Below are 22265 nucleotides of genomic sequence, written 5' to 3'. Positions count from 1 at the left end.
ACAAAAACAATCACTGTGAGGGATACCGATATGTCAGAACACGTTCAGCCCCTGGAAGCCACGCGCAGCGCGGGCGTCAGCAGCGGCACCAAGAAAGTCATCTTCGCTTCGTCCCTGGGGACGGTGTTCGAGTGGTATGACTTTTTCCTCTACGGCGCCCTCGCGGCGGTGATCAGCAAGCAGTTTTTCGCCGGGGTCAACGACACCACGGCGTTTATCTTCGCGCTCATGGCGTTCGCTGCCGGCTTCATCGTGCGGCCGTTCGGGGCGCTGGTGTTCGGTCGGTTGGGGGACATGATCGGACGTAAATACACGTTCCTCGCGACCATCGTGCTCATGGGCCTGGCGACGTTCTGCGTCGGTTTGCTGCCGACCTACGCCAGCATCGGCATCGCCGCGCCGATCATTCTCGTGGTACTGCGCATGCTCCAGGGCCTGGCCCTTGGTGGCGAGTACGGCGGCGCCGCGACTTACGTGGCGGAACACGCGCCGATGGGCAAACGCGGCTTCCACACCAGTTGGATTCAGTCCACTGCGACCCTCGGCCTGCTGCTGTCGTTGCTGGTGGTGCTCGGTTGCCGCTACTTCACCGGTGACCAGTTTGAAGTCTGGGGCTGGCGCATTCCGTTTCTGTTTTCCATCGTGCTGCTGGGCATTTCGACCTGGATTCGCCTGAGTCTGCACGAGTCGCCGGCCTTCGTGAAAATGAAAGAAGAAGGCAAGCTGTGCAAGCAGCCACTGCGCGATTCCTTCGGCAAATGGGAAAACCTCAAAGTGGTGCTGATTGCGCTGTTCAGCATCAACGCCGGGCAAGCGGTGACCTTCTACGCCGCGCAGTTCTACGTGCTGTTCTTCCTCACGCAGTTCCTGAAAATGGACCCGGCGCTGGCCAATAGTCTGCTGATTGTCAGCGTGATCATTGGCGCGCCGTTCTTCATCTTTTTCGGCTGGCTGTCGGACAAGGTCGGGCGCAAACCGGTGCTGATGATCGGCCTGTTGCTGGCCACCGCGCTGTACTTTCCGATCTTCAAATCCATCGCCCACTACGCCAACCCGGCGGTCGACCAGGCCCGCCAACAGGCACCGATAACCGTACTGGCCGACCCGGCCACCTGTACCTTCCAGTTCGACCCGGTGGGCAAGGCGAAATTTGACAGCCCGTGCGACAAGGTCAAGACCTTCCTCGTCAAACAGGGCCTGCCTTACACCAGCGCTGCCGCTCCGGCGGGCGCGGGCGTGCAAGTCAGCATCGGCGACGTGAAAATAGATGGCTACGACGAAGCGGCCCTGCGTGGCGCGGTGACTCTGGCGGGTTATCCGTCGCAAGCCGATACCCAGCAGGTCAACAAAACCATGATCGTGGCGTTGATGGTCGTGCTGATCATTATCTCTGCCATGTGCTACGGCCCGCTGGCGGCGCTGATGGTCGAACTGTTCCCGACGCGCATCCGCTACACCTCGATGTCCCTGCCCTACCACATCGGCAACGGCTGGTTCGGCGGGTTCCTGCCGACCGTGTCGTTTGCGTTGGTGGTGTACACCGGGGACATCTTTTATGGGCTGTGGTACCCGGTGGTGATTACCGGGGTGAGTTTGATTGTGGGGCTGATTTGTTTGCGTGAGACGAAGAACGTGGATCTCGATAAAAACTGATCACCCCGAATTACGCCCTTGTTGCAACTGCGCTCGGCTCGTGTAGCAACTGCCGAGGCACGAGGCTGCGTTCGCCCTGTAGCAGCTGCCGAGGCACGAGGCTGCGTTCGCCTGCGAAGCAGTCGTCAACTCTCGGCACACGGTCTTGCTGAAACACCGCGTTGCTTGATTTCACGACTGCTTCGCAGCCGAACGCAGCCTCGTGCCTCGGCAGCTGCTACAGCACCTCGCAACAGGTTAAGCTCGATGAACATTTTAGCCCCGCCACCCCACAGAACGAGGCCCCATGATCATTTCATCCGCATCCGACTACCGCGAGGCCGCACGGCGCAAACTTCCCCGATTCCTGTTCGATTACATTGATGGCGGCGCTTATGCCGAGCACACGCTGCGGGCCAACAGCGCCGACTTGACCGGCATCAGCCTGCGTCAGCGCATTCTGAAGAACGTCGAAACCCTGAGCCTCGAAACCACCCTCTTCGATCAACCGCTTTCGATGCCGATCATCCTCGCGCCGGTTGGCCTGACGGGCATGTTCGCCCGGCGTGGTGAGGTGCAGGCCGTGAAAGCCGCCGAGAACAAAGGCATCCCGCTGTGCCTGTCCACGGTGTCGGTGTGTTCGATCGAGGAGGTTTCGGCGCAAAGCCAACAATCGATCTGGTTTCAACTGTATGTGCTGAAAGACCGGGGCTTCATGAAAAACGCTCTGGAGCGGGCGAAGGCTGCCGGGGTGAAGAATCTGGTGTTTACCGTGGACATGCCGACGCCTGGTGCTCGCTACCGGGATGCACACTCGGGCATGTCCGGCCCGTTTGCCTCGTCGCGGCGAATGCTTCAGGCGATGACCCGGCCTGATTGGGCGTTCAACGTCGGCCTTATGGGACGCCCGCACGACTTGGGCAATATCTCGAAGTACCTGGGCAAAGCCGTCACCCTCGAAGACTACATGGGCTGGCTGGCCAATAACTTCGACCCGTCGATCAGCTGGAGCGATCTGGAGTGGATTCGTGAGTTCTGGAAAGGCCCGATGATCATCAAAGGCATCCTCGATCCGCAGGATGCAAAAGATGCAGTGAGCTTTGGCGCGGATGGGATTGTCGTGTCGAACCACGGCGGGCGGCAGCTGGATGGCGTGCTGTCGACCACCAAGGCGTTGCCGCCGATCATGCAGGCCGTCGGCAATGATCTGACGGTACTGGTGGATTCGGGGATTCGCTCGGGGCTGGATGTGGTGCGGATGCTGGCGCTGGGGGCGAAAGGCGTGCTGTTGGGGCGGTCCATGGCTTATGCGTTGGCGGCGGATGGTCAACGCGGGGTGGAAAACATGCTGGATATTTTCGCCAAGGAAATGCGCGTGGCCATGACGTTGACCGGGGTGACGTCGATTGGGCAGATTGATGAATCGACGTTGGTGGCTGCGCTTCGCTAAATTGAGCAAGCCTTGAGGCGAGGAAGCTTGCCCCGATGCCAGTCAGTCAAGTCACAGAACCTGTGGGAGCGAGCTTGCTCGCGATAGCGGACTGGCAGACGACACATGCGCCAAGCGATAGATCGTCATCGCGAGCAAGCTCGCTCCCACAGGGATTGTGGTGCCCGAGGCTTAACTAATAGGCCTTAGGGCAAGCGTCCTCACCACAATCACTCAAAATTTTCAATGATCTCGAACTTCACCTGATCGGGATAGAACGCGACATAGTTGCGAATCTGCTCCACAGACACCTTGGGGTTCTCATAACTCCATACCGCATTCGCGCCTTCATGCCCCGGAATCTGCAAACTGAAATAGCTGGCATCGCCCTTGTAGGGGCAATAACTGGTGTGATCGGTGCGGGCAAAATACTTTTCGTCGATGTCTTCGCGCGGGACGTAATACACCGCAGGATAGTTGGCCTCAAGCAACACCAGGGCCCGGGCGGAGGCGGCCACCTGGATGCCGTGGAACTTCACCAGCAGGCAACCGGGTTGCTCGGCGATGGTGATGACAGGACTGGGACCGGAGCTTTTCATGGAATGCGTTCCTCATGACGGTGATGGACCTGTAGGAGCAAAGCTTGCTCGCGATGAACGAAAACGCGGTGTGCGGCAGCCCTCAAAAATCTGTGACCACGACTGTCAGGTATAACGCATGTTTGGCTGACGCGACTGCTTCGCAGCCGAACGGAACTACAAAATCAAAAGATCGCAGGCTTCGGCGGCGCCCACAGGCGCGTAGGAGCTGCCGAAGGCTGCGATCTTTTGATCCAGCCTTTTTTCAAATCAAGCCACGATATCCGTCACCGCCGCCTGCCCCACCGTCCCCACCGCAAAATTCACCGCGCCATGCCCGGTCAGATCCACCATCAAACTGGTCTGGTTGGTCTGCGCAAAGTACGTCAGGATCGCATCGCCCGCATGCCCGGTAAATCCGCTGACGAAATTCAGCGTCGCCGCGCCCGAGGCAAATTGGGCGATGCCCGACAGGTCGATTTTGTCCTGTCCACTGGTGAAATCCATGATCCAGTCCGGCGCGGTCATGGTCGAATCACTGGCCGCACCAAACACAAAGGTGTCCGCCCCGGCCCCGCCCCACAACGAATCACCGCCACCAGCGCCGTAAAGGATGTCGTTACCGGCCCCGCCTTCCAGACTGTTCTCCACCGCGTTGCCGAGCAGCAGATCATTGCCCGAACCCGCCACGGCGTTCTCCATGGTCACGCCATGAGCGATGGAGACGTTGCCGACCAGACCGCCGACGTCGGAGAACGAACCGGCGTTGAGGTTGATCTTCTGGTTCTGGCTGAAACCGGAGAAATCCAGGGTGTCGTTACCACCGCCGTCCCACACCGAAAACACCACTTTCGAGGCCGCCGACGTGGCGCTGTAGAAATCCCTTTCGGCATTGGAATTGAAGCCGTAGACCGTATCGCTGGCGCGGGTGTCCAGGTTGGCACCGTAGAGTTTCTGCACGGCAACGATGTCGTCCAGCAACGGGGCCGAGGCGTAGGCGCCGCTGCCGTCCTTGCTGAAGTTCTGGTGCGTGTTGCTTTCGCTCCAGTAACTCATGAGGCTGTAGCCACGGGTGTCCTGGGCGTAGGTCACGTCGTTGTAGGTCGGGTTGCCGTTGCCGGCGTTGTACACGCCGGGGTGCGACAGGCCCAGGGTGTGGCCGATTTCGTGGGTCAGGGTCTGGCGCCCGTAGTTGTTGGTGTCCGGGGTTTTGTTGACCTGGTATTGGTCGTTGATCATGTACCAGGACTGGCCGTCGTACTGGCTGCCCTGGGGCAGATAAGCGAACGCCGCGCCGCCGGTGTTGTTGCTGTAGTTGCCGAAGGTCATGTGACCGTCGCGGCCGGTGCCTTCGCTGAAGGTGACATTGGCCACGTCCGACCAGGATTGCATCGCCAGCACGGCCTGGGCTTTTTGCTGGGCGCTGAATTCACTGAACGTGCCAAGGGCCGGGTCGTAGTTCGCCGGTTTCGCGGTGAGGAAGGTGTAACTCAGGTCGATCTTGCCGTCGCTGTTCTGGTCGTGCCAGGACGCGCCTTTGCGCAGGATCTGGTCCGCCGCCTGATCGGCGGTGAACGACGGCTTGCCGTTCACCAAAACGCTGCCGCCACGGTCGTACACATGGCTGAACGTATCGACTGTCGAGTAGGCGTCACTGGCCCGGGATTTTGCTTGAGACATTGCTTACGTCCTTGTTCAAAAGTAGTCAGTTTCCGACAGACCACGGCGATCCCTTGGCGAGATCGTCCTGTCACTCGCCCCATTACAGGCGCGGTGAAACTGACACAGCTTGAAACGTGGCGCTAATCAATTTCTCGATAGCTGCAGGGTTCAACCATCGGTGGAGCGCGTCACCGCCTCCCAGCCATCGATCTCCTGCGCCATGTTCGCTAACCGTTCGCGCACCAGTTGCAGCGCATCGCTACCCAGCAATAAATGCGCGGGCGGTGCGTCGCTGGCGATCAGGGTGAGCATGGCGCGAGCGGCTCTCAGCGGGTCGCCCAACTGCTTGCCGCTCTTGTTCTGGCGCGCGGTGCGGATCGGGTCGAAAGTGGCGTCATAGTCGGCAATGCTGCGTTCGGAGCGGCGCATCGAGCGCCCGGCCCAGTCGGTGCGAAACGAGCCCGGTGCCACCGCGGTGACGGCGATGCCGAACGGTTTGAGTTCTTTGCTCAAGGTGTCGGAAATGCCTTCCAGAGCAAACTTGCTGCCGCAGTAATAGGCGATGCCGGGCATGGTGATGAAGCCGCCCATGGAGGTGATGTTGATGATGTGCCCGGCCCGACGCTGGCGGAAAAACGGTACGAAGGCTTTGGTCACGGCTACGGCGCCGAACACATTGACGTCGAACTGCTGGCGCATCTCTTCCAGCGCCGATTCTTCGAAAATACCTTCGTGGCCATAACCGGCGTTGTTGACCAAGACATCCACCGGCCCGAGGGTGTTTTCGACCTCGGCGACGACGGCATCGATGGCGGTGAAATCGGTGACGTCCAGGCACCGGCCGAATGCGTTTTTCGAGGGGTGCTGTTCAAACTCGATGCGCGCCGTTTCATTGCGCACAGTGCCGATCACCCGATGCCCTGCGGCCAGGGCTTCGTTGGCCAGGGCCCGGCCGAAGCCGCTGCTGACGCCGGTGATGAAGAGGGTTTTGTTTGCCGACATGGTCGTGTTCCGCCGTGGGTTGTGAAGTTGTTGATCATGATAGGGAGGCAGCGGTGACGGCTGAACGCCAATTACTGTGGGTGTTTTGCCTAATCCTATGAGCCGATTGCTTTGCGTCGCGCAGCGGTTCACATTCAGTCCCAGTGATATTGAATGGGAAAGGCATGTGGGCGCTTCAAGGGTTGATCAAAACGATGACCAGCAACGGATGATCGCGCTGCTGGGGAAACTCGCGCCGAACGAGGGTTACAACCTGACGGCATTGGCTGATGTGCGCTTGTTGCGCTCCAACCGGGCGCTGGCGCGCACGCCGGTGCTCTATGATCCGGGCATTGTCATCGTCTGCCAGGGCAGCAAACGCGGGTATTGGGGCGACGCGACTTACCTCTATGACGCTCAGCACTATCTGGCGGTTGCCGTGCCCGTGCCGTTCACCATGGAAACCGACGCCAGCGCTGAGGAACCGCTACTGGCGATCTATTTTCACCTGGACTTCAACCTCGCCGCCGCCCTGATGTTGCAACTCGACGACGCGCCCACCGCCGAGCCCAAAGGCATGTATGCCTCGCCGATGGAGCCACGCCTGAGCCAATCGGTGTTGCGTCTGCTGGAAGCCCTGGACTCGCCGCTGGATGGGCGCATTCTTGGGCCGTCGCTGGTGCGGGAAATTTATTACCGGATCCTCACCGGCGCCCAGGGCGGCTCGATGCGCGCCGCCCTCACCGCCCGCGGCCGCTTCGGCCGAATCTCCCTGGCCCTGCGCAAAATGCACGCCAGCCTTGGCGAACGGCTCGACGTCGAACAACTGGCCTCGGAGGCGAACATGAGCGTGCCGACCTTTCACGCGCACTTCAAAGCCATCACCCACACCTCGCCGATGCAGTACCTGAAATCCACCCGCCTGCACCAGGCCCGGCTGTTGATGGTGCGCAATGGCTACAGCGTGTCGATGGCCGCCTCCGACGTCGGGTATGAAAGCGGCTCTCAGTTCAGTCGCGAGTTCAAAAGACTGTTTGGCCGAACGCCCACCGATGAAGTGGCGCGGATGAAAGGCGCATTTGCACTGCCGCCGCCGGTGGAGAATTCGGTGTTTGTGTCGTCGCATTGAGGCCAGCGTGGGAGCGCGCCTGCTCGCGAAAAGGCCGGCACATTCAACATCCCTGTCGCCAGACACACCGCCTTCGCGAGCAAGCCCGCTCCCACACTAAAACTGCGCCAAGCACACCCTCCACAAACACCCCCCATCCATTGTGGGAGCGTGGCTTGCCCGCGAAGAGGCCCGCATATTCAGCATCCCTGTCGCCAGGCACACCGCTTTCGCGAGCAAGTCGAATCGTTGCTCCGCCGCTCCCACCGTTGTCCTGCTTCAGTCATCATCGGCAACCTTTTATCTGTATATCCATACAGATAAAGGTTGCTCCAATCAAAATCCCTGCGCATTCTGTTCACCTTCTTCAAACCGACTTGAACGATGGTGGTTATGCAGCTGTACCTCTGTGAAAAACCTTCCCAGGCCAAAGACATCGCCGCAGTGCTCGGCGCCAAGCGCCGGGGCGACGGTTGCTGGCTGGGAACGAACGTCACGGTGACCTGGTGCATCGGCCATCTGCTGGAAACCGCACCGCCGGATGCCTATGACGCGCGCTACAAGCGCTGGGTGCTGGCGGACCTGCCGATCATTCCCGACAAATGGAAGATGACGGTCAAACCGCGCACCGCCAGCCAATACAAAGCGGTCAAACGCTTGCTCGGCGAGGCCACTGAACTGGTGATCGCCACCGACGCCGACCGCGAAGGCGAAATGATCGCCCGGGAACTGGTGGAGCATTGCCGTTATCGGGGGCCGATCCGGCGGTTGTGGCTCTCGGCACTCGACGATGCCTCGATCCGCAAAGCGTTGGCGGCGCTCAAGCCGGGGGCGGAGACGTTCAGCCTCTATCACTCGGCGCTGGGCCGCTCTCGGGCCGACTGGCTGATCGGGATGAACATGAGCCGTCTGTTCACTCTGCTTGGGCGACAGTCCGGTTACCAAGGGGTTTTGCCGGTGGGCCGCGTGCAAACGCCGACCTTGCGGTTGGTGGTGGACCGGGATCGCAGCATTGCCGATTTCGTCCCCGTCGCCTATTGGGCCATCGACGTGCAATTGCTGCATGACGGCACGGCGTTCACGGCGCAGTGGCGTGCGCCTTCCGATGCCTGCGACGATCAGGATCGCTGTTTGAATCAGGCCCTGGCGCAACAAGCGGTGGCGTCAATGAGCAGTGCGACGAGCGCCCGGGTGATCAAGCTGCGCACCGAGCGTATGCGTGAAATCGCGCCGTTGCCGTTCGACCTGGGCACCTTGCAGGAAGTCTGCTCGAAGAAACTCGGCCTCGGCGCCCAGGAAACCCTCGACATCGCCCAGGCCCTCTACGAAACCCACAAAGTCATCACCTACCCGCGCAGTGATTGCGGCTACCTGCCCCTGAGCCAGCACAGCGAAGCCCCGGGCATTCTCGCCGCGCTGCGCCAGGCCGACCCAAGTCTGAACGCCTTGAACGAGCATCTGGAGCCGCAGCGGCGTTCCCGGGCCTGGAACGACGCCAAGGTCAGTGCTCACCACGGCATCATCCCCACCGCAGCAGCAAAAAACCTTGAGCGACTGGTGGGCAAGCAACGGGCGGTTTACACCCTGATTCGTGCGCGTTACCTGGCGCAGTTCCTGCCTAACCACGAATACGACCGCACCCAGGCCGACTTCGATTGTGCTGGTGAAGCCTTGCGCGCCGTGGGCAAGCAGATCGTCGAACCTGGCTGGAAACGTGCCTTGCCCGAAGCGTTGGCGCCGGCCAAGGGGCGTGAGGCGCCAGCACCGCAAACCCTGCCGGCATTGGCCGAAGGACGCGATTACGCGGTAGATGACGTCAAACTCAAGGATCTCTGGACCCAACCGCCCAAGCCGTTCACCGAAGGCGATCTGATCAAGGCGATGAAGAACGTCGCCAAACTGGTGGAAGACCCGCTGCTCAAGCAGAAACTCAAGGACACCACCGGAATCGGCACCGAAGCGACCCGCGCCTCGATCATCCAGGGCCTGCTCGATCGTGGTTATCTGGTGAAAAATGGCAAAGCGTTGGCCGCCACGCCGGCCGCGTTCAGCCTGATCGACGCCGTACCGCGAGCCATTGCTGACCCTGGCACCACCGCAATCTGGGAACAGGCCTTGGACATGGTGCAAAGCGGCGAAATGAGCCTGGAAGAATTCGTCACCAAGCAAGCGGCATGGATGAGCAAGCAAGTCGCCCGTTGTGCGGGCCTGAGCATGACCATCAGCGGGCCGGCAAGCCCGGCCGGTCGAGGCGCCACACCATGGAAGAAAAAACGCAAGACCGCCCCGCGCAAGCCCGCGACCGGCACTAAACGCGCGGCCAAACCGGCGAGTAAAGCTTGAGGGCACTTCGGCCAGCCACGAATGGTCTAGTGTTGCTCAAGCCCGGCGATCGCCCCACTTTCTGAAAAGGCACCGACCATGATCATCGTCCATCACCTGAACAACTCCCGCTCCCAGCGCATTCTCTGGCTGCTGGAAGAACTGGCCATCCCCTACGAACTGAAGCTCTATCAGCGCGACCCGAAAACCAATCTCGCGCCGCCGGAATTGAAAGCCATCGATGCTTTGGGCAAATCGCCGGTGATCGAGGACGGCGCGCAGAAGCTGATCGAATCCGCCGCGATCATCGACTACCTGATTCGCCGTCACGGCCAGGGTCGCCTGCAACCTGACCCATCCACCGCCGCCTACGATCAATACGTACAGTGGCTGCACTTCGCCGAAGGCTCGGCGATGCTGCCGCTGATGTTGAATCTGTACGTGGGCAAGTTGGGTGAGGCCGGCGCGCCGCTACATCCGCGAATCAACTCGGAAGTGGCCAATTACCTGAGCTACCTCGACGCCGCACTGAGCCAGTCCGATTACCTGTTGGGCGATGAATTCAGCGCCGCCGATATCGAGATGAGTTTTATCGGCGAGATCGCCCGGGCCCAAGGCAAGTTGCGTGACTATCCTCATATCGCCGCGTGGATTGAACGCTTCCAGGCACGTCCGGCCTATGCCGCAGCGTTGAAAACCGGTGGCAAATACGACTTCGCGCCCCACTGAAGCCTGCGCCCGGCTCTGTAGCAGCTGCCGAGGCACGAGGCTGCGTTCGGCTGCGCAGCAGCCGTGAAATCAGGCGGCGCGGTGCGTCAGAAAGACCGCGTGCTCAGGTTTCACGACTGCTTCGCAGCCGAACGCAGCCTCGTACCTCGGCAGCTGCTACAGAGCCGAACGCAGCCTCGTGCCTCGGCAGCTGCTACAACTATCAGGCCTTACCAGAGCGCTCCCGCCATGTCTCGAATCGAATTGCATGCCGCCCATCGCGATGAGCTGGAAACCATTGAAAACCTGATGCAGTTCTACGTGTACGACTTCAGCGAATGGTTGCCGTTGAAACTGGGCGAGCAGGGTTTATTCAACATCCAGCCTAAACCGGGTTACTGGCAGCAACCGGCCACGCGCCCGTTCTTGATCAGGGTCGATGGCGAACTGGCCGGGTTTGTGACCGTCGATGATGACATTCACGTTGCCGACGCCGAATTCAACATTGGCTACTTTTTTGTCAGCCGACGCTTTCGTGGCCAAGGCGTCGCGAAGTTTGTCGTCTCTGCCCTCTTGAGCCGGTTGCCCGGTCAGTGGCAAATTTTCCACATCGATGCGAACCAGCCTGCGCGGTTGTTTTGGGCCCATGTGATCCCCGCTCTGACCCAAGGTGAGTTCACCACGCATCAACTGGCGGTGAGCGGCTATCCGTGCACGCTCTATCGCTTTGAAAGACCGCCCCAAAGCCCTCCAGCACACCGTTCCTAATTCCAAAACCACTTTGTCCGACAATATGTAGTGACTAAAAATAATCACTACATAACCGTTGACGCCGTCGATTTGCCCTTGCATGATGCAGACGTCTCCCCGATCGGGAGTCCAGGCAACATGTTTGAGCAAGCTCGTCTGACCGCCGAGCTGTTTTTCCCGGATACACGCTGCCCACAAGGCAGATTGAAGAAGCTGACCTGGCCCGAACGTCCAGTACAAGGACGAGAAATGCTGGCGAAACGTTCTCATGAAGCTTGTGGCCGACCCTGAAAACGTCGGCAGTGGCCTCCAGGTTTTCGCCGCTTCTCTTCGTTGTGACGCTATTGCGTAGCAGTTATTCAACACGACTACATGCAGCAGACGCGAGACCCCGTCAATTCGACGGCTGACCGCTGACGTCCTGGTTTCGGTGCCAGGGATCAACTAACCGATGGGCTACTTGTATTAGCGAATCAACTTTGAAAGATCACCAAATGGTCAAGGGGCTTACTATGAATCTGAACAATCAACCTACTATCGATGAACTGGCTCGTATGTTCGCTGCTCAGAAAGACAGCCACGACAGCCATATCCTGTGGATCAGCAAGTCGGGCCAGGTGCATATCGACAGCCTGTCGCCCCATGCTCACGAAACAGAGTTCGACCAGAACCACCAGGACCTGCTGGCCCGCCTGAAGATGTACCGTCGCGGCCAGGGTTATGTCGGCAAGAAGGCCGCAGCCGACAAGGACTTCATGGGTAATGTTCTGCAAACTCTGAAACAGGCGTGGGCATCGCTGCAGAACCAGAACGAAGTTCGGGTGATTGATCGGTTCTACTGAGTAAGATTGAAAAAAGGGCCTGCTCCCATTAACTGGAGCAGGCCCTTTTTTATGCCTGAGATTTCACACAAGACTTGTTAACACCATAAACAATCCTGTGGGAGCGGGCTTGCTCGCGAATGCGGTGTGTCAGTTGACATAAAGGCTGACTGGCACGACGCCTTCGCGAGCAAGCCCGCTCCCACAGGAGACTTGTGGTGATTAAGAGAAATCGCGACCCAACACCGCCTCCACAAACGCCAACGCCGCCGCACTGTGGTAGTTATTGCGCCGCCGCAACAACGCCGCCCCTCGCTTGGGCGCCTCACCCTGCACCGCAATTCTGCGCAACGCCCGATCTTCAGTCGCAATCGCCTCCGGCAAAATCGTCGCCACCGCCGTATGCCGAATCACCTCCAGCAGCGTGCTCACCGAATTCACCTCGATCACCACTTTGGGCGTGATGCCTTGCTGGCGGAAATATTCGTCGATGGACGATCGGGTAATGAACTCCGGCGCCAGCAACGCGAATTCCAGTTGCGCCACTTCGCTCGGCGCCAGCGTGGCCTGGCTTTCGTACAGCGGATGATCACGCCCGACCATCACCCCCAGCGTCTCGACAAACGCCGGAATGCACTCGATCTCAGGATTACGAACCGGCGTAAAAGCGATGGCGATGTCGAGTGAGTCGTCCGCCAACCCGGCCTCGATGTCATCCATGGACAACTCGAAAATCTCCAGATGGATATTCGGGAATCGCGCCACGTAATCGCGCACCAGCGGCCCCACCAGGTACGCCATAAACGTCGGCGTCATGGCCAGGCGCAAGGAGCCACGGGACAAGTCCTTCACGTCGTGCAACGCACGCTTGCCTGCCTCCAGTTCCACCAGCACCCGCCTGGCGCACTCGATGTAGGCCTCGCCGGCATCGGTGGGTTTGACCGTGCGCGACGTGCGGTCGAACAGGCTCACGCCCAGAGTTTCTTCCAGTTGCCGGATCTGCTGGGACAGGGTCGGTTGGGAAACGTGCAGCGCTTCGGCGGCGCGGGTGAAGCCGCCGTGGTCGGCGACGGCGATCAGGTAACGCAGATGTCGGAGCAGCATCGGAACACCGTCTATAGGCTGTGCTTATGCTCGGCATTGTATATCGATCTTGGACGCTATGGATTAATCGGCAGAAGATTGCTCCACACACAGCAACAACCCAATCCGATAAAGGAGTCACACCATGCAACAGTCCCACGCTTACAACGATCAGAGTCTGGCCCTGACCACTTCGATTCTCGACGCCAAGGCGCGCAAAAACCTGTCCTGGCAGGACCTGACCGACGGTACCGGCCTGGGCCTGGCCTACGTCACCGCCGCCCTGCTCGGCCAGCACCCGCTGCCGGAAGCCGCCGCCAAAGTGGTCGGCGAGAAACTGGATCTGGACGCCGACAGCATCGCCCGTCTGCAAATCATCCCGCTGCGCGGCAGCCTGTCGGGTGTGCCAACCGACCCGACCATTTACCGCTTCTACGAAATGATCCAGATCTATGGCACCACGCTCAAAGCCCTGGTTCATGAGCAATTCGGCGACGGCATCATCAGTGCGATCAACTTCAAGCTCGACATGAAGAAAGTCGAAGACCCGGAAGGCGGCTCCCGCGCCGTGATCACCCTGGACGGCAAGTTCCTGCCACTGCGTCCTTTCTAAATCAGTACCGGCCCGCACTCAACGTGCGGGCCAACCACCCAAACCACTCTGCTCACCCAATTCACCTGGAGGCTGCCCCATGCAAAAAATTCTGCTCGCACTGTCGCTGATTGCCGGTCTGGCGACCCAGGCTCAAGCCCAGGACAGCGCCGTCGCCTACCACTACGGCATGGACCTGGACATCGCCCAAGTCGTGAATATTACCCCGGTCGCCGATGTCTGCGGCCCGTCGCCGGTAGAGATGACGTACCTCGACTCGAAAGGCGCCACGCACATTTTGCAGTACAGCGAATTCGGCACCGGCTGCTCGAACTGAGTCGCCACTGTTCATCACTTATGAGGAAGCACCCATGAAAGCGCTCATCGACGGTTTTTTGAAGTTCCAGAACGAAGCCTTCCCGCAACGCACCGACCTGTTCAAACACCTGGCCACCACCCAGCACCCCGGCACGTTGTTCATCACCTGCTCCGACAGTCGCGTCGTACCGGAATTGCTGACCCAGCAAGAGCCCGGTGAGCTGTTCGTGATCCGCAACGCCGGCAATATCGTGCCATCCTACAGCCCGCATCCGGGCGGTGTGTCGGCGACAGTCGAATATGCGGTCGCGGTACTGGGCGTCACTGATATCGTGATCTGCGGCCATTCGGATTGCGGCGCCATGACCGCCGTGGCCAAGTGCAAATGCATGGATCACCTGCCAGCCGTCAGCGGCTGGTTGCAACATGCTGAGTCGGCGAAGGTGATCAACGAATCGCGGCCTCACGCCAATGAAGCGGCCAAGGTCAGTTCGATGGTGCGCGAAAACGTGATCGCGCAACTGGCGAATATCCAGACTCACCCAAGTGTGCGTCTGGCTCAGGAAAAAGGTCAGTTGAACCTGCATGGCTGGGTGTACGACATCGAAACCGGTTCGATCGATGCGCTGGACGCTGACAGCCGCAGCTTCGTCTCGCTGATCGAGCACCCGACCACCTGCGCGGTTTACGCGAAGGCCGCGCAAGTCGCCTGAGCGCTAAAAGTAAGCCCCGACCACCTGCTTCACTTTTATCAGCGCCAGACGAAGAGCGTCCATGTCCACCGAGCCCAGCGCCAACCGGATCGCATGGGGGACATGGACCGAGGTCGCAAACGGTTCGGCGGTCGACACTGACACCTGCTCATGCAGCAACGCCACGGCAATCTGATCCGCCCTGGCCTCTTCCGACAAGGGCAGCCACACAAAGTAGGACGACGGGTGACGCACATAGTGCCAACCCGCCAGCACCTCGTCGACCACCGCCTGCCGGGCCTGGGCATCCGCGCGTTTTTGCGCTTCCAGCAGGGTCACGGTGCCATCGTCCAGCCAAGCGGTGGCAATCGCGGTCATCACCCCCGGCGTGTTCCAGGTGGTGGCCCGGATCGTGCGCTCCAGCGCCGGCAGCATGGCCAACGGCGCGGCGACGAAACCGACGCGCAACCCCGTCGCAATACTCTTGGATAACCCGGAAACGTAAACCGTCCTTTCGGGCGCCCATTCAGCCAAGGGTGGCGGTGGCGCTTCAGCCAGAAACGCGTAAGCGGCATCCTCAATAATCAGCAAATCATGTTGGCGCGCAATCGCCACCAGATGCTCGCGCTGATCGGTCGGCATCACCCAGCCCAGCGGGTTATGCAGGGTCGGCATGCTGTAGACGGCGCGAACCGAACGGCTGCGGCAAAGTTTTTCCAGAGCGGCGAGATCAGGCCCGGTATCCGTGACCGGAATCGGCACCACTTCCAGATGCAGCGTCTCGGCCAGCACCTTGAACCCCGGATAGGTCAGGGCGTCGGCGGCGATTACGTCGCCGGGTTGCAGCAGCGCCATCATCGTCACCGCCAAGCCGTGCTGGGCGCCGCTGACAATCACCACTTGTTCCGCCGCCACCGTCAGCCCGCGTGTCAGCAGATGCCGCGCCCCCGAGGCCCGCTCATGCAGGCGCCCGGCGTGAGGCTGGTAGCGCAAGTGGGATTCCAGATCACCGGACAACGCCAGTTGGCGCAAGGCCATGCGCAACAGATCAGCCTGCCCCGGCAGCGCCGGATAGTTGAAATTCAGATCGCGCATCCCCGCGACCACACTGGGCTGGTGCACGCCCAGACTGGGTGGCAGCGAAGTCTCGCGGACAAACGTACCGCGCCCGGTTTCGCCACTGACCAGCCCCATGGCCTCCAGCTCGGCATAGACCCGACTGGCCGTGACCAGCGCCAGACCTTGCGTATTCGCCAGTTGACGATGGGTCGGCAAACGCGTGCCGGGTGGCAATCGGCCTGAACGGATATCGGCGGCAAAAGTATCGACCAACGACTTGTACCGGGAGCGGGGCATCGGAAATGTATCCATGACAATTTTTTGATTGTCTTGATCTTCGGTCATAGGATGCGCTGAAAGCAACCCGACCTGACGAGACCCGCCATGGAACGTACTTCGAAGCTGAATAATCCGTCGCTGGAAAACAGCACTCGCGGCTGGATCAATGGACTGATCGGCGTGGTGATCTTCAGCGGCTCGCTGCCGGCGACGCGGGTGGCGGTGCTGCAATTCGATCCTGTATTTTTGACCATGGCGCGAGCGACCATCGCAGGGATTCTCGCTCTGTGCCTATTGTGGTTGTTCAAGGAAAAGCGCCCGGCGCGCCATCAACTTGTACCGCTGATTATCGTCGCGCTGGGGGTGGTCGTCGGGTTTCCGCTGTTAACCGCGCTGGCCCTGCAATACGTGACCTCCGCGCACTCCATCGTGTTTATCGGCCTGTTGCCGCTGGCGACCGCCGTGTTCGGTGTGCTGCGCGGTGGCGAGCGCCCGAAACCGGCGTTCTGGTTGTTCTCGATTCTCGGCAGTTTGCTGGTGATCGGGTTTGCCGTATCCCAGGGTTTGACCGCCTCGCCCACCGGCGATCTGTTGATGCTACTGGCGGTCATCGTGTGCGGGCTCGGTTATGCCGAAGGGGCAAAACTGTCCCGGACACTGGGTGGCTGGCAGGTGATTTGCTGGGCGTTGCTGGTGTCGTTGCCGGTGATGGCGGCACTGACTTGGTGGCGGCTGCCCGCGTCGTTTTCGACGATCAGCACGCCAGCCTGGCTGAGCCTGGCGTATGTGTCGCTGTTCAGCATGTTGATCGGTTTCGTGTTCTGGTATCGCGGACTGGCCCAAGGCGGGATTGCCGCCGTGGGCCAGCTTCAGTTGCTGCAACCGTTCTTTGGCCTGGCGCTGGCGGCCACACTGCTGCACGAGCAGGTCAGCCCGGGGATGCTGGGGGTCACCGTTGCGGTGATCCTGTGTGTGGCCGGGGCGCGAAAGTTTTCCCGCTGACCGCCAGATTTATTGATCGTCGAAGCTGCCAGGCTTGAACACATGCGTGCGCAAGGCATTGGCCTCGACGTCGACGACACCCTGGACCGAACGGGTCACTTCAATCGCCTGGTCACACTGGCGGTGGGTATCGACCATGCCGCTCAACGCCACCGCGCCGCCATGGGTTTTGACATGGATATGCAAGCCAAAGTTGGGATCGGCCCGGGTCAGGGCCGATTTCACCCTCGCGGTCGTCCACGAGTCGCGAGCGGCCATGGCCAGGTCATGGGAGTAATGCTCAAAGGAATGAAGTTTCATGGTGCAAACCTCCATTACGCAAAGACAGACACCCGATAAGTATAGTGCGGTCCCAGGGGCTCAGCGTTTGACCGACAAATCAGTCTGGGTCATGCGGCTGCGGACGGTGAACACACCATCCCCCGACAGAATCGCACTGCGCGCGAACAGGCGACCGCTTTCCCAGTTCGAAAGCCCCAGTTCCGGCTTGTTCAGCGCGTACTGGCCGTCGACCCAACGGGTGATGCCATTGCCGACAAACGGCGCATTCACCGCGTTGTAGAAACGTTCATGCGCCGCCGCTTCTTCGCTGATCAGCGACACAGTGAACTGCGGGCTGTAGCGATTGAACAGCGCGATGGCCTGGTCGAGGTCGTCGACGATTTTCAGGCTGACTTCCGGGGTTTCTTCCCACTCCCACTCGCGGCCCAATTGATCTTGCGCCAGCGGCTCGGCCAGGGCTTCGGTGACGTAGCCTTCGGCGCGGTAGACCTCGACCGTGGCGCCCTGCCAATCGCTCGGCAAATACGCCTCACTGCCCTCGACGATGTGCAATTTGCAGCCCTGACCACGAGCAGTGCCAGCCTGTTGCAAGGCCTCAAGAAACAGCGGCACCAGTTCAGCGGCGCGCTCGCGCTGGATCAGGCAAACATTCAGGGTGTTGCAGACTTTGCGGTCCAGGGAGTTGCGCACCACGGCGGCAAAACGCGGGGCGTCGGCGCTTTTATCGGCAATCAGCCAGGCGCCACCGGTGCCGTGCAGGCTGACGGCGGTACCGGCCTGTTGGGCGATGCTGCCCAATTGACTGACCGCGCGACCCGAACCCCGGGCCACGGCCAGCGACAGACGTCGGTCGGCAAACATCGCCCAACCGGCGGCGTGATTGATGCTTTCCACCAGCGACACCGCACCGGTTGGTAATCCGGCATCGGCCAGCGCCGGGTTCAAGGCGTGGGTGACGATGGCTTGCGCGGTGCCCAACGCGTCACTGCCAATGCGCAGCACCGCCGTGTTACCGGTGCGCAATACGCCAGCGGCGTCGGCAAACACATTCGGCCGGCCTTCGAAGACGAACGCGACAATGCCCAGCGGCGACACCACTTGCTCGACTTTCCAGCCGTCATGCTCGACACAACTGATCACTTTGCCACGGGTGGCCGGCGCATCGCGCCAGGCCCGCAGGCCGGCGATCATGTCGCGACGCATGCGTTCGTCAGCCAGCAACCGCGTGGTGGAACGCCCGCGAGCCTTGGCGCGTTCGATGTCGGCCAGGTTGGCGGCCTCGATCAAGGCCCAGGTTTCGGGGGGTTCCAGACGCTGGGCGAACAGGTCGAAGAACTGGCTGATGGCTTCATCCGACACCACCGACATCGCGTTGAACGCCGCTTGCGCACGCTCGATTGCCACGCTCGCCGCTTGCTGATCCACCACCGGAATCAACAGCAACTCGCCGCTGACTTGCTCGACCAGCAAATGGTCACCGGGCTGGAAGCGCGCCGCCAGTTCGGGGCTGACCACAGTGACGCGGTTACCAGCGAAAGGGATCGGCGTGCCAGCGACTAGACGTTCGAGCGCAAGAGACATGAAGCGGTTTCACCATGCAGGGGGGCGGGCGGAAAAATGTATAGCAATTTTCCCGAACCGTCATTACCAACGCCCCGTCAGAACACCGACCAGCCAATCCGCTGGCTCAACAACTCCAGCGCCGCCATGCCCGCCAGCGAGTTGCCGGCCGCGTTCAGTTCCGGCGACCACACGCACACGGTGAACTGCCCCGGCACCACCGCGACAATCCCGCCACCGACGCCACTTTTGCCCGGCAGGCCGACACGGTAGGCGAAGTTGCCCGCTTCGTCGTAGAGGCCGCTGGTGGCCATGATCGAATTGACTTGCTGAGTCTGGCGCGCGGTAAGGATTTGTTCGCCGCTGTGTTTGCAGAAACCGTCGTTGGCCAGGAAACAGAAGGCGCGCGCCAGGTCGACGCAACTCATGCGCAAAGCGCAGTGGCTGAAATAGCTGCGCAACACGGCTTCGACGTCGTTGTGGAAGTTACCGAAGGATTGCATCAGGTACGCCATGGCCGCGTTGCGCGCGCGGTGCTGGTATTCGGAGTCGGCGACTTTGCCGTCCACCATCACTTGCGGATTGCCCGACAGACGCCGGACAAAGTCACGCATCGACAGGGCTGGCGCGGCGAAGCGCGACTGGTTGATGTCGCAGATCACCAGCGCCCCGGCGTTGATGAACGGATTGCGTGGGCGGCCGCGCTCGAATTCCAGTTGCACCAGGGAGTTGAACGGCTGGCCAGACGGCTCGTGGCCGAGGCGTTCCCAGATCGCTTCGCCGGAGTGGTCGATGGCCTGCACCAGGCTGAACACCTTGGAAATACTCTGTACCGAGAACAGCGTCTGCGCGTCGCCGGCGCAATACAACTCGCCGTCATTGCCATACACGGCAATGCCCAATTGGTTGGCCGGCACGGTGCCGAGGGCGGGAATGTAGTCAGCCACCTTGCCCTGGCCGATCAGGGGACGAACTGCGTCAAGAATCTCGTTCAACAGCGCTTGCATGCCGGGTTCCGAAGTCTCGCCCCATGGGTTTGCGGGGACACAGTCGCTAGACGCCGTTGGCGCAGGGCGGATCACAGTTTTGTAGAGGAATGTATCTGGCGCCGGTCCTGATACATCAAGAGGCTTTCAGGACATATCGCCAACACACCGCGCTGGAACACTCAGGTTGTCTGCCGACCCTGGTCGGCCCTTGTTTCGGAGCGTTGTTATGAATACCTCAATTCCGCGTTATCACGGCTGGTCGCTGTTTGGTCTGCTGTCCTTGCTGGTGCTGCTGATGACTGGCCTGATCCTGGTGCTCAACCCCGATCTGGTGGAAGCCACCCGCAGCGCCATCCGCGCCACGGCCCGGACCTCGTTTGCGCTGTTTCTCGCGGCGTTCCTCGCCTCGGCCTTCGCCGTGCTGGTGCCCTCGCCTTTCACCAAATCCCTGGTGCGCGAACGGCGGTTTATCGGCCTCGCCTTTGCGTTTTCGCACCTGGTGCATGCGGTGTTGATTTATAGCTATGGGCAACTGAATCCTGAGTTCTGGCCGGGACGCACCACGGTGGGCAACATTCCGGGGTCGGTGGGTTATCTGTTTATCCTGTTGATGGCGCTGACTTCGTTCAAAACCACCACACGGGTGATCGGCGCCAAAGCCTGGAAAGCCCTGCACGTCACGGGCATGTGGGTGATTGCGGCGGTGTTTACGTATTCCAACTTCAAGCGGATTCCGATGAGTGCCTGGTATGTGCTGCCCTTCGGGATGATGTGCGCGGCGATTGCGCTGCGGTTGGTGGGGAAATGGGCGGTGAAGAACAAGCGTAGTCAGCGGGTTGCCTACAGCTGAAATCCACCACTGATCCCCTGTGGGAGCGGGCTTGCTCGCGAAAGCGGTGTGTCAGCCAGCAATGATGTTGACTGACACACCGCTTTCGCGAGCAAGCCCGCTCCCACAGGGGGATTTTTGGTGTATGGAGATTCTGCGTCTGGCTATGTATCTGAGTGTGTACAACCCCGCCCCAGACACACCAAGGCTTCAAAACCCCGCCCCCGCGACACACCGCAGATACACCCGCTTGATCAAATAACCCTGTCGATTGGCCCCGCCGATCAAAGCCCTCAACGGAGATCAAGCCCATGAACACTTCACTGTCTTCGGCCGTCAAAGGCCTGCACCTGAACCTCGACCGTGCCGGCAACTGGATTGCGCCGCTGACGTTGCGCATCTTCCTCGCCTGGGAGTTTTTCGAGTCGGGCCTGGAGAAATGGAACGGCGAGAACTGGTTCGCCGACATTCAGGATGCGTTCCCGTTTCCGTTCAACCACGTACCCGCCACGCTGAACTGGGAATTGTCGATGTGGGCCGAGCTGATCTGCGCCCTTGCGCTGCTGGTCGGCCTGGGCACGCGGGTGTCGGCCATCATCCTGATCGTGGTGACGGTCGTCGCAACGGCGGCTGTTCATTGGCCAGCCGATTGGTCTACATTGAGTGAACTTGCCCAGGGCTACGCCATCACTAACAAAGGACACGGCAACTTCAAGCTGCCACTGATCTACCTCGCGGCCCTGATGCCTCTGTTGCTGGCGGGCGCTGGAAAACTCAGCCTTGATGCATTGCTGGCCCGTTTGTTCTGGCGTCGTCACAATGACTGACACACTCGCTTTATAACCTGCAACCTCCCCCTCACTGACGAAGACAGGAGCCACCATGAGCGTGACCACCCAATGGATCGAAATCGACAGCCCCGACGGTAAATTCGGCGCTTACCTGGCGATTCCCCATACCCAGAAGGGTCCGGGGATTGTGTTGATCCAGGAGATCTTCGGCGTTAACGAACACATCCGCTCGGTCGCCGAGCAATATGCCGCCGACGGTTACCTGGTGATCGCACCGGACCTGTTCTGGCGCAGCGGCCCGCGCATCGAATTGACCTACGACGAAGCCGGCTGGAAACGTGCGGTCGAGTTGATGAACGCCACCGACGTGAACGCGGCACAGGCCGACATCAAACTGGCCATCGATGCCCTGCAAGCCCAGCCGGGCCTGGATGGCGGCATCGCGTCGATCGGTTATTGCTTTGGCGGCCTGCTGTCGTACCACACCGCCGCCAACGGTTTCGTCGACGTGGCCATCGCCTACTACGGCGGTGGCATCCAGAACCAACTGGAGCGTGCCGATGAAATCCAGGTGCCATTACTGATGCACTTCGGTGAAGCGGACAGCCACATCTCATTGGAAGCCGTGGAGAAAATCGCCGAGCGTTTCGACACCAACGACAACGTGGAGATCGTGGTGTATCCGGAGGCCGAACATGGCTTCAACTGCTCCCACCGCGACAGCTACAACCAGCGTGCGGCCGTTGAGGCCCATGGCAATACCCTGATTTTCCTGGGTATGGAGCTGTAAAACCGACA

General features: G+C 60.5%; 22 protein-coding genes and 1 pseudogene. 14 read left to right on the top strand and 9 right to left on the bottom strand.

Translation table 11 applies throughout. From position 1 onward, the window contains the following. Positions 1-30 precede the first annotated feature (30 nt). The gene (locus HB680_RS15120; RefSeq protein WP_213939425.1) at positions 31-1653 is read left to right on the top strand and encodes an MFS transporter; all 1623 of its coding nucleotides are present in this window, start codon (positions 31-33) and stop codon (positions 1651-1653) included. Positions 1654-1939: 286 nt separating this feature from the next. After that, a complete protein-coding gene (lldD, locus tag HB680_RS15115) occupies positions 1940-3082 on the top strand; it encodes an FMN-dependent L-lactate dehydrogenase LldD (RefSeq protein WP_213939424.1) in 1143 nt (380 codons plus the stop codon). Positions 3083-3291: 209 nt separating this feature from the next. On the opposite strand, the gene HB680_RS15110 is transcribed toward lldD, so the two are convergent. The 3 genes from HB680_RS15110 to HB680_RS15100 all read right to left on the bottom strand — a co-directional run bounded on the left by HB680_RS15110 (position 3292) and on the right by HB680_RS15100 (position 6303). Then, positions 3292-3660, bottom strand: a complete 369-nt coding sequence (locus HB680_RS15110) for a DUF427 domain-containing protein (RefSeq protein WP_213939423.1) — start codon at positions 3658-3660, stop codon at positions 3292-3294. Between the two features lie 249 nt (positions 3661-3909). After that, a complete protein-coding gene (locus HB680_RS15105) occupies positions 3910-5319 on the bottom strand; it encodes a serralysin family metalloprotease (protein ID WP_213939422.1) in 1410 nt (469 codons plus the stop codon). 150 nt (positions 5320-5469) lie between these two features. Beyond that, on the bottom strand, positions 5470-6303 hold the full coding sequence (locus HB680_RS15100; RefSeq protein WP_213939421.1) for an oxidoreductase: 834 nt from the start codon (positions 6301-6303) through the stop codon (positions 5470-5472). Between the two features lie 208 nt (positions 6304-6511). Here HB680_RS15100 and HB680_RS15095 point away from each other — a divergent pair, with 208 nt between their 5' ends. The 5 genes from HB680_RS15095 to HB680_RS15075 all read left to right on the top strand — a co-directional run bounded on the left by HB680_RS15095 (position 6512) and on the right by HB680_RS15075 (position 12012). Further along, positions 6512-7411, top strand: a complete 900-nt coding sequence (locus tag HB680_RS15095; RefSeq protein WP_213939505.1) for an AraC family transcriptional regulator — start codon at positions 6512-6514, stop codon at positions 7409-7411. 372 nt (positions 7412-7783) lie between these two features. Continuing rightward, entirely contained in the window at positions 7784-9733 is a 1950-nt protein-coding gene (locus HB680_RS15090; protein WP_213939420.1) for a DNA topoisomerase III, read from the top strand. A 78-nt stretch (positions 9734-9811) separates the two neighbouring features. Further along, on the top strand, positions 9812-10441 hold the full coding sequence (locus HB680_RS15085) for a glutathione S-transferase (protein ID WP_213939419.1): 630 nt from the start codon (positions 9812-9814) through the stop codon (positions 10439-10441). Positions 10442-10669: 228 nt separating this feature from the next. Continuing rightward, positions 10670-11188: a GNAT family N-acetyltransferase gene (locus HB680_RS15080; RefSeq protein WP_213939418.1), complete on the top strand. Its 519-nt coding sequence runs from the start codon at positions 10670-10672 to the stop codon at positions 11186-11188. 494 nt (positions 11189-11682) lie between these two features. After that, complete coding sequence (locus tag HB680_RS15075; RefSeq protein ID WP_213939417.1) at positions 11683-12012, top strand: hypothetical protein; 330 nt, start codon at positions 11683-11685, stop codon at positions 12010-12012. A 201-nt stretch (positions 12013-12213) separates the two neighbouring features. Here the strand turns inward: HB680_RS15075 and cynR are convergent, their stop codons facing one another. Next, positions 12214-13095 carry a transcriptional regulator CynR gene (gene cynR / locus HB680_RS15070; protein ID WP_213939416.1) on the bottom strand — a complete coding sequence of 294 codons (882 nt, stop codon included), beginning with the start codon at positions 13093-13095 and terminating at the stop codon, positions 12214-12216. Between the two features lie 124 nt (positions 13096-13219). Between cynR and cynS the strand changes: the two genes are divergently transcribed. From cynS to HB680_RS15055, 3 genes are all read left to right on the top strand, one after another. Beyond that, positions 13220-13687 carry a cyanase gene (cynS, locus tag HB680_RS15065; RefSeq protein ID WP_213939415.1) on the top strand — a complete coding sequence of 156 codons (468 nt, stop codon included), beginning with the start codon at positions 13220-13222 and terminating at the stop codon, positions 13685-13687. A 79-nt stretch (positions 13688-13766) separates the two neighbouring features. Beyond that, a complete protein-coding gene (locus HB680_RS15060) occupies positions 13767-14003 on the top strand; it encodes a DUF2790 domain-containing protein (RefSeq protein ID WP_213939414.1) in 237 nt (78 codons plus the stop codon). Between the two features lie 34 nt (positions 14004-14037). After that, positions 14038-14697, top strand: a complete 660-nt coding sequence (locus HB680_RS15055) for a carbonic anhydrase (RefSeq protein ID WP_213939413.1) — start codon at positions 14038-14040, stop codon at positions 14695-14697. 3 nt (positions 14698-14700) lie between these two features. Here HB680_RS15055 and HB680_RS15050 read toward each other — a convergent pair whose 3' ends face one another. Beyond that, positions 14701-16032 carry a PLP-dependent aminotransferase family protein gene (locus tag HB680_RS15050; RefSeq protein ID WP_213939412.1) on the bottom strand — a complete coding sequence of 444 codons (1332 nt, stop codon included), beginning with the start codon at positions 16030-16032 and terminating at the stop codon, positions 14701-14703. Positions 16033-16119: 87 nt separating this feature from the next. On the opposite strand from HB680_RS15050, the gene HB680_RS15045 reads away from it, so the two are divergent. Next, complete coding sequence (locus HB680_RS15045; protein ID WP_213939411.1) at positions 16120-17016, top strand: DMT family transporter; 897 nt, start codon at positions 16120-16122, stop codon at positions 17014-17016. 9 nt (positions 17017-17025) lie between these two features. On the opposite strand, the gene HB680_RS15040 is transcribed toward HB680_RS15045, so the two are convergent. The 3 genes from HB680_RS15040 to glsB form a co-directional block, all read right to left on the bottom strand. Beyond that, a complete protein-coding gene (locus HB680_RS15040) occupies positions 17026-17316 on the bottom strand; it encodes a BON domain-containing protein (protein ID WP_213939410.1) in 291 nt (96 codons plus the stop codon). A 60-nt stretch (positions 17317-17376) separates the two neighbouring features. Beyond that, entirely contained in the window at positions 17377-18879 is a 1503-nt protein-coding gene (locus tag HB680_RS15035; protein ID WP_213939409.1) for an aldehyde dehydrogenase family protein, read from the bottom strand. A gap of 77 nt (positions 18880-18956) precedes the next feature. Then, positions 18957-19865, bottom strand: a complete 909-nt coding sequence (gene glsB, locus HB680_RS15030; protein WP_213939408.1) for a glutaminase B — start codon at positions 19863-19865, stop codon at positions 18957-18959. 208 nt (positions 19866-20073) lie between these two features. On the opposite strand from glsB, the gene HB680_RS15025 reads away from it, so the two are divergent. Continuing rightward, positions 20074-20697: a ferric reductase-like transmembrane domain-containing protein gene (locus tag HB680_RS15025; protein WP_213939407.1), complete on the top strand. Its 624-nt coding sequence runs from the start codon at positions 20074-20076 to the stop codon at positions 20695-20697. A gap of 5 nt (positions 20698-20702) precedes the next feature. Here the strand turns inward: HB680_RS15025 and HB680_RS32800 are convergent. Further along, positions 20703-20792: pseudogene (locus HB680_RS32800) on the bottom strand (ABC transporter ATP-binding protein); the annotation flags it as partial. A gap of 195 nt (positions 20793-20987) precedes the next feature. Here HB680_RS32800 and HB680_RS15020 point away from each other — a divergent pair. Together HB680_RS15020 and HB680_RS15015 are read left to right on the top strand one after the other, a co-directional pair. After that, entirely contained in the window at positions 20988-21503 is a 516-nt protein-coding gene (locus HB680_RS15020; protein WP_213939406.1) for a DoxX family protein, read from the top strand. Between the two features lie 55 nt (positions 21504-21558). After that, positions 21559-22257, top strand: coding sequence for a dienelactone hydrolase family protein (locus HB680_RS15015; protein WP_213939405.1), 699 nt, complete (start codon positions 21559-21561; stop codon positions 22255-22257). Positions 22258-22265 lie beyond the last annotated feature (8 nt).

This window comes from Pseudomonas sp. dw_612, from assembly GCF_018449725.1.
Taxonomy (GTDB): domain Bacteria; phylum Pseudomonadota; class Gammaproteobacteria; order Pseudomonadales; family Pseudomonadaceae; genus Aquipseudomonas.
Note: the sequence above shows the minus strand (reverse complement) of the source record. Positions and strands in the feature narration are given on the sequence as shown.

Bases quoted from the DNA above. Each gene is read 5' to 3' on its own strand.
- HB680_RS15120 (WP_213939425.1), top strand. From the start codon at position 31: ATGTCAGAACACGTTCAGCCCCTGGAAGCCACGCGCAGCGCGGGCGTC.
- lldD (WP_213939424.1), top strand. From the start codon at position 1,940: ATGATCATTTCATCCGCATCCGACTACCGCGAGGCCGCACGGCGCAAA.
- HB680_RS15110 (WP_213939423.1), bottom strand. From the start codon at position 3,660: ATGAAAAGCTCCGGTCCCAGTCCTGTCATCACCATCGCCGAGCAACCC.
- HB680_RS15105 (WP_213939422.1), bottom strand. From the start codon at position 5,319: ATGTCTCAAGCAAAATCCCGGGCCAGTGACGCCTACTCGACAGTCGAT.
- HB680_RS15100 (WP_213939421.1), bottom strand. From the start codon at position 6,303: ATGTCGGCAAACAAAACCCTCTTCATCACCGGCGTCAGCAGCGGCTTC.
- HB680_RS15095 (WP_213939505.1), top strand. From the start codon at position 6,512: ATGATCGCGCTGCTGGGGAAACTCGCGCCGAACGAGGGTTACAACCTG.
- HB680_RS15090 (WP_213939420.1), top strand. From the start codon at position 7,784: ATGCAGCTGTACCTCTGTGAAAAACCTTCCCAGGCCAAAGACATCGCC.
- HB680_RS15085 (WP_213939419.1), top strand. From the start codon at position 9,812: ATGATCATCGTCCATCACCTGAACAACTCCCGCTCCCAGCGCATTCTC.
- HB680_RS15080 (WP_213939418.1), top strand. From the start codon at position 10,670: ATGTCTCGAATCGAATTGCATGCCGCCCATCGCGATGAGCTGGAAACC.
- HB680_RS15075 (WP_213939417.1), top strand. From the start codon at position 11,683: ATGAATCTGAACAATCAACCTACTATCGATGAACTGGCTCGTATGTTC.
- cynR (WP_213939416.1), bottom strand. From the start codon at position 13,095: ATGCTGCTCCGACATCTGCGTTACCTGATCGCCGTCGCCGACCACGGC.
- cynS (WP_213939415.1), top strand. From the start codon at position 13,220: ATGCAACAGTCCCACGCTTACAACGATCAGAGTCTGGCCCTGACCACT.
- HB680_RS15060 (WP_213939414.1), top strand. From the start codon at position 13,767: ATGCAAAAAATTCTGCTCGCACTGTCGCTGATTGCCGGTCTGGCGACC.
- HB680_RS15055 (WP_213939413.1), top strand. From the start codon at position 14,038: ATGAAAGCGCTCATCGACGGTTTTTTGAAGTTCCAGAACGAAGCCTTC.
- HB680_RS15050 (WP_213939412.1), bottom strand. From the start codon at position 16,032: ATGCCCCGCTCCCGGTACAAGTCGTTGGTCGATACTTTTGCCGCCGAT.
- HB680_RS15045 (WP_213939411.1), top strand. From the start codon at position 16,120: ATGGAACGTACTTCGAAGCTGAATAATCCGTCGCTGGAAAACAGCACT.
- HB680_RS15040 (WP_213939410.1), bottom strand. From the start codon at position 17,316: ATGAAACTTCATTCCTTTGAGCATTACTCCCATGACCTGGCCATGGCC.
- HB680_RS15035 (WP_213939409.1), bottom strand. From the start codon at position 18,879: ATGTCTCTTGCGCTCGAACGTCTAGTCGCTGGCACGCCGATCCCTTTC.
- glsB (WP_213939408.1), bottom strand. From the start codon at position 19,865: ATGCAAGCGCTGTTGAACGAGATTCTTGACGCAGTTCGTCCCCTGATC.
- HB680_RS15025 (WP_213939407.1), top strand. From the start codon at position 20,074: ATGAATACCTCAATTCCGCGTTATCACGGCTGGTCGCTGTTTGGTCTG.
- HB680_RS15020 (WP_213939406.1), top strand. From the start codon at position 20,988: ATGAACACTTCACTGTCTTCGGCCGTCAAAGGCCTGCACCTGAACCTC.
- HB680_RS15015 (WP_213939405.1), top strand. From the start codon at position 21,559: ATGAGCGTGACCACCCAATGGATCGAAATCGACAGCCCCGACGGTAAA.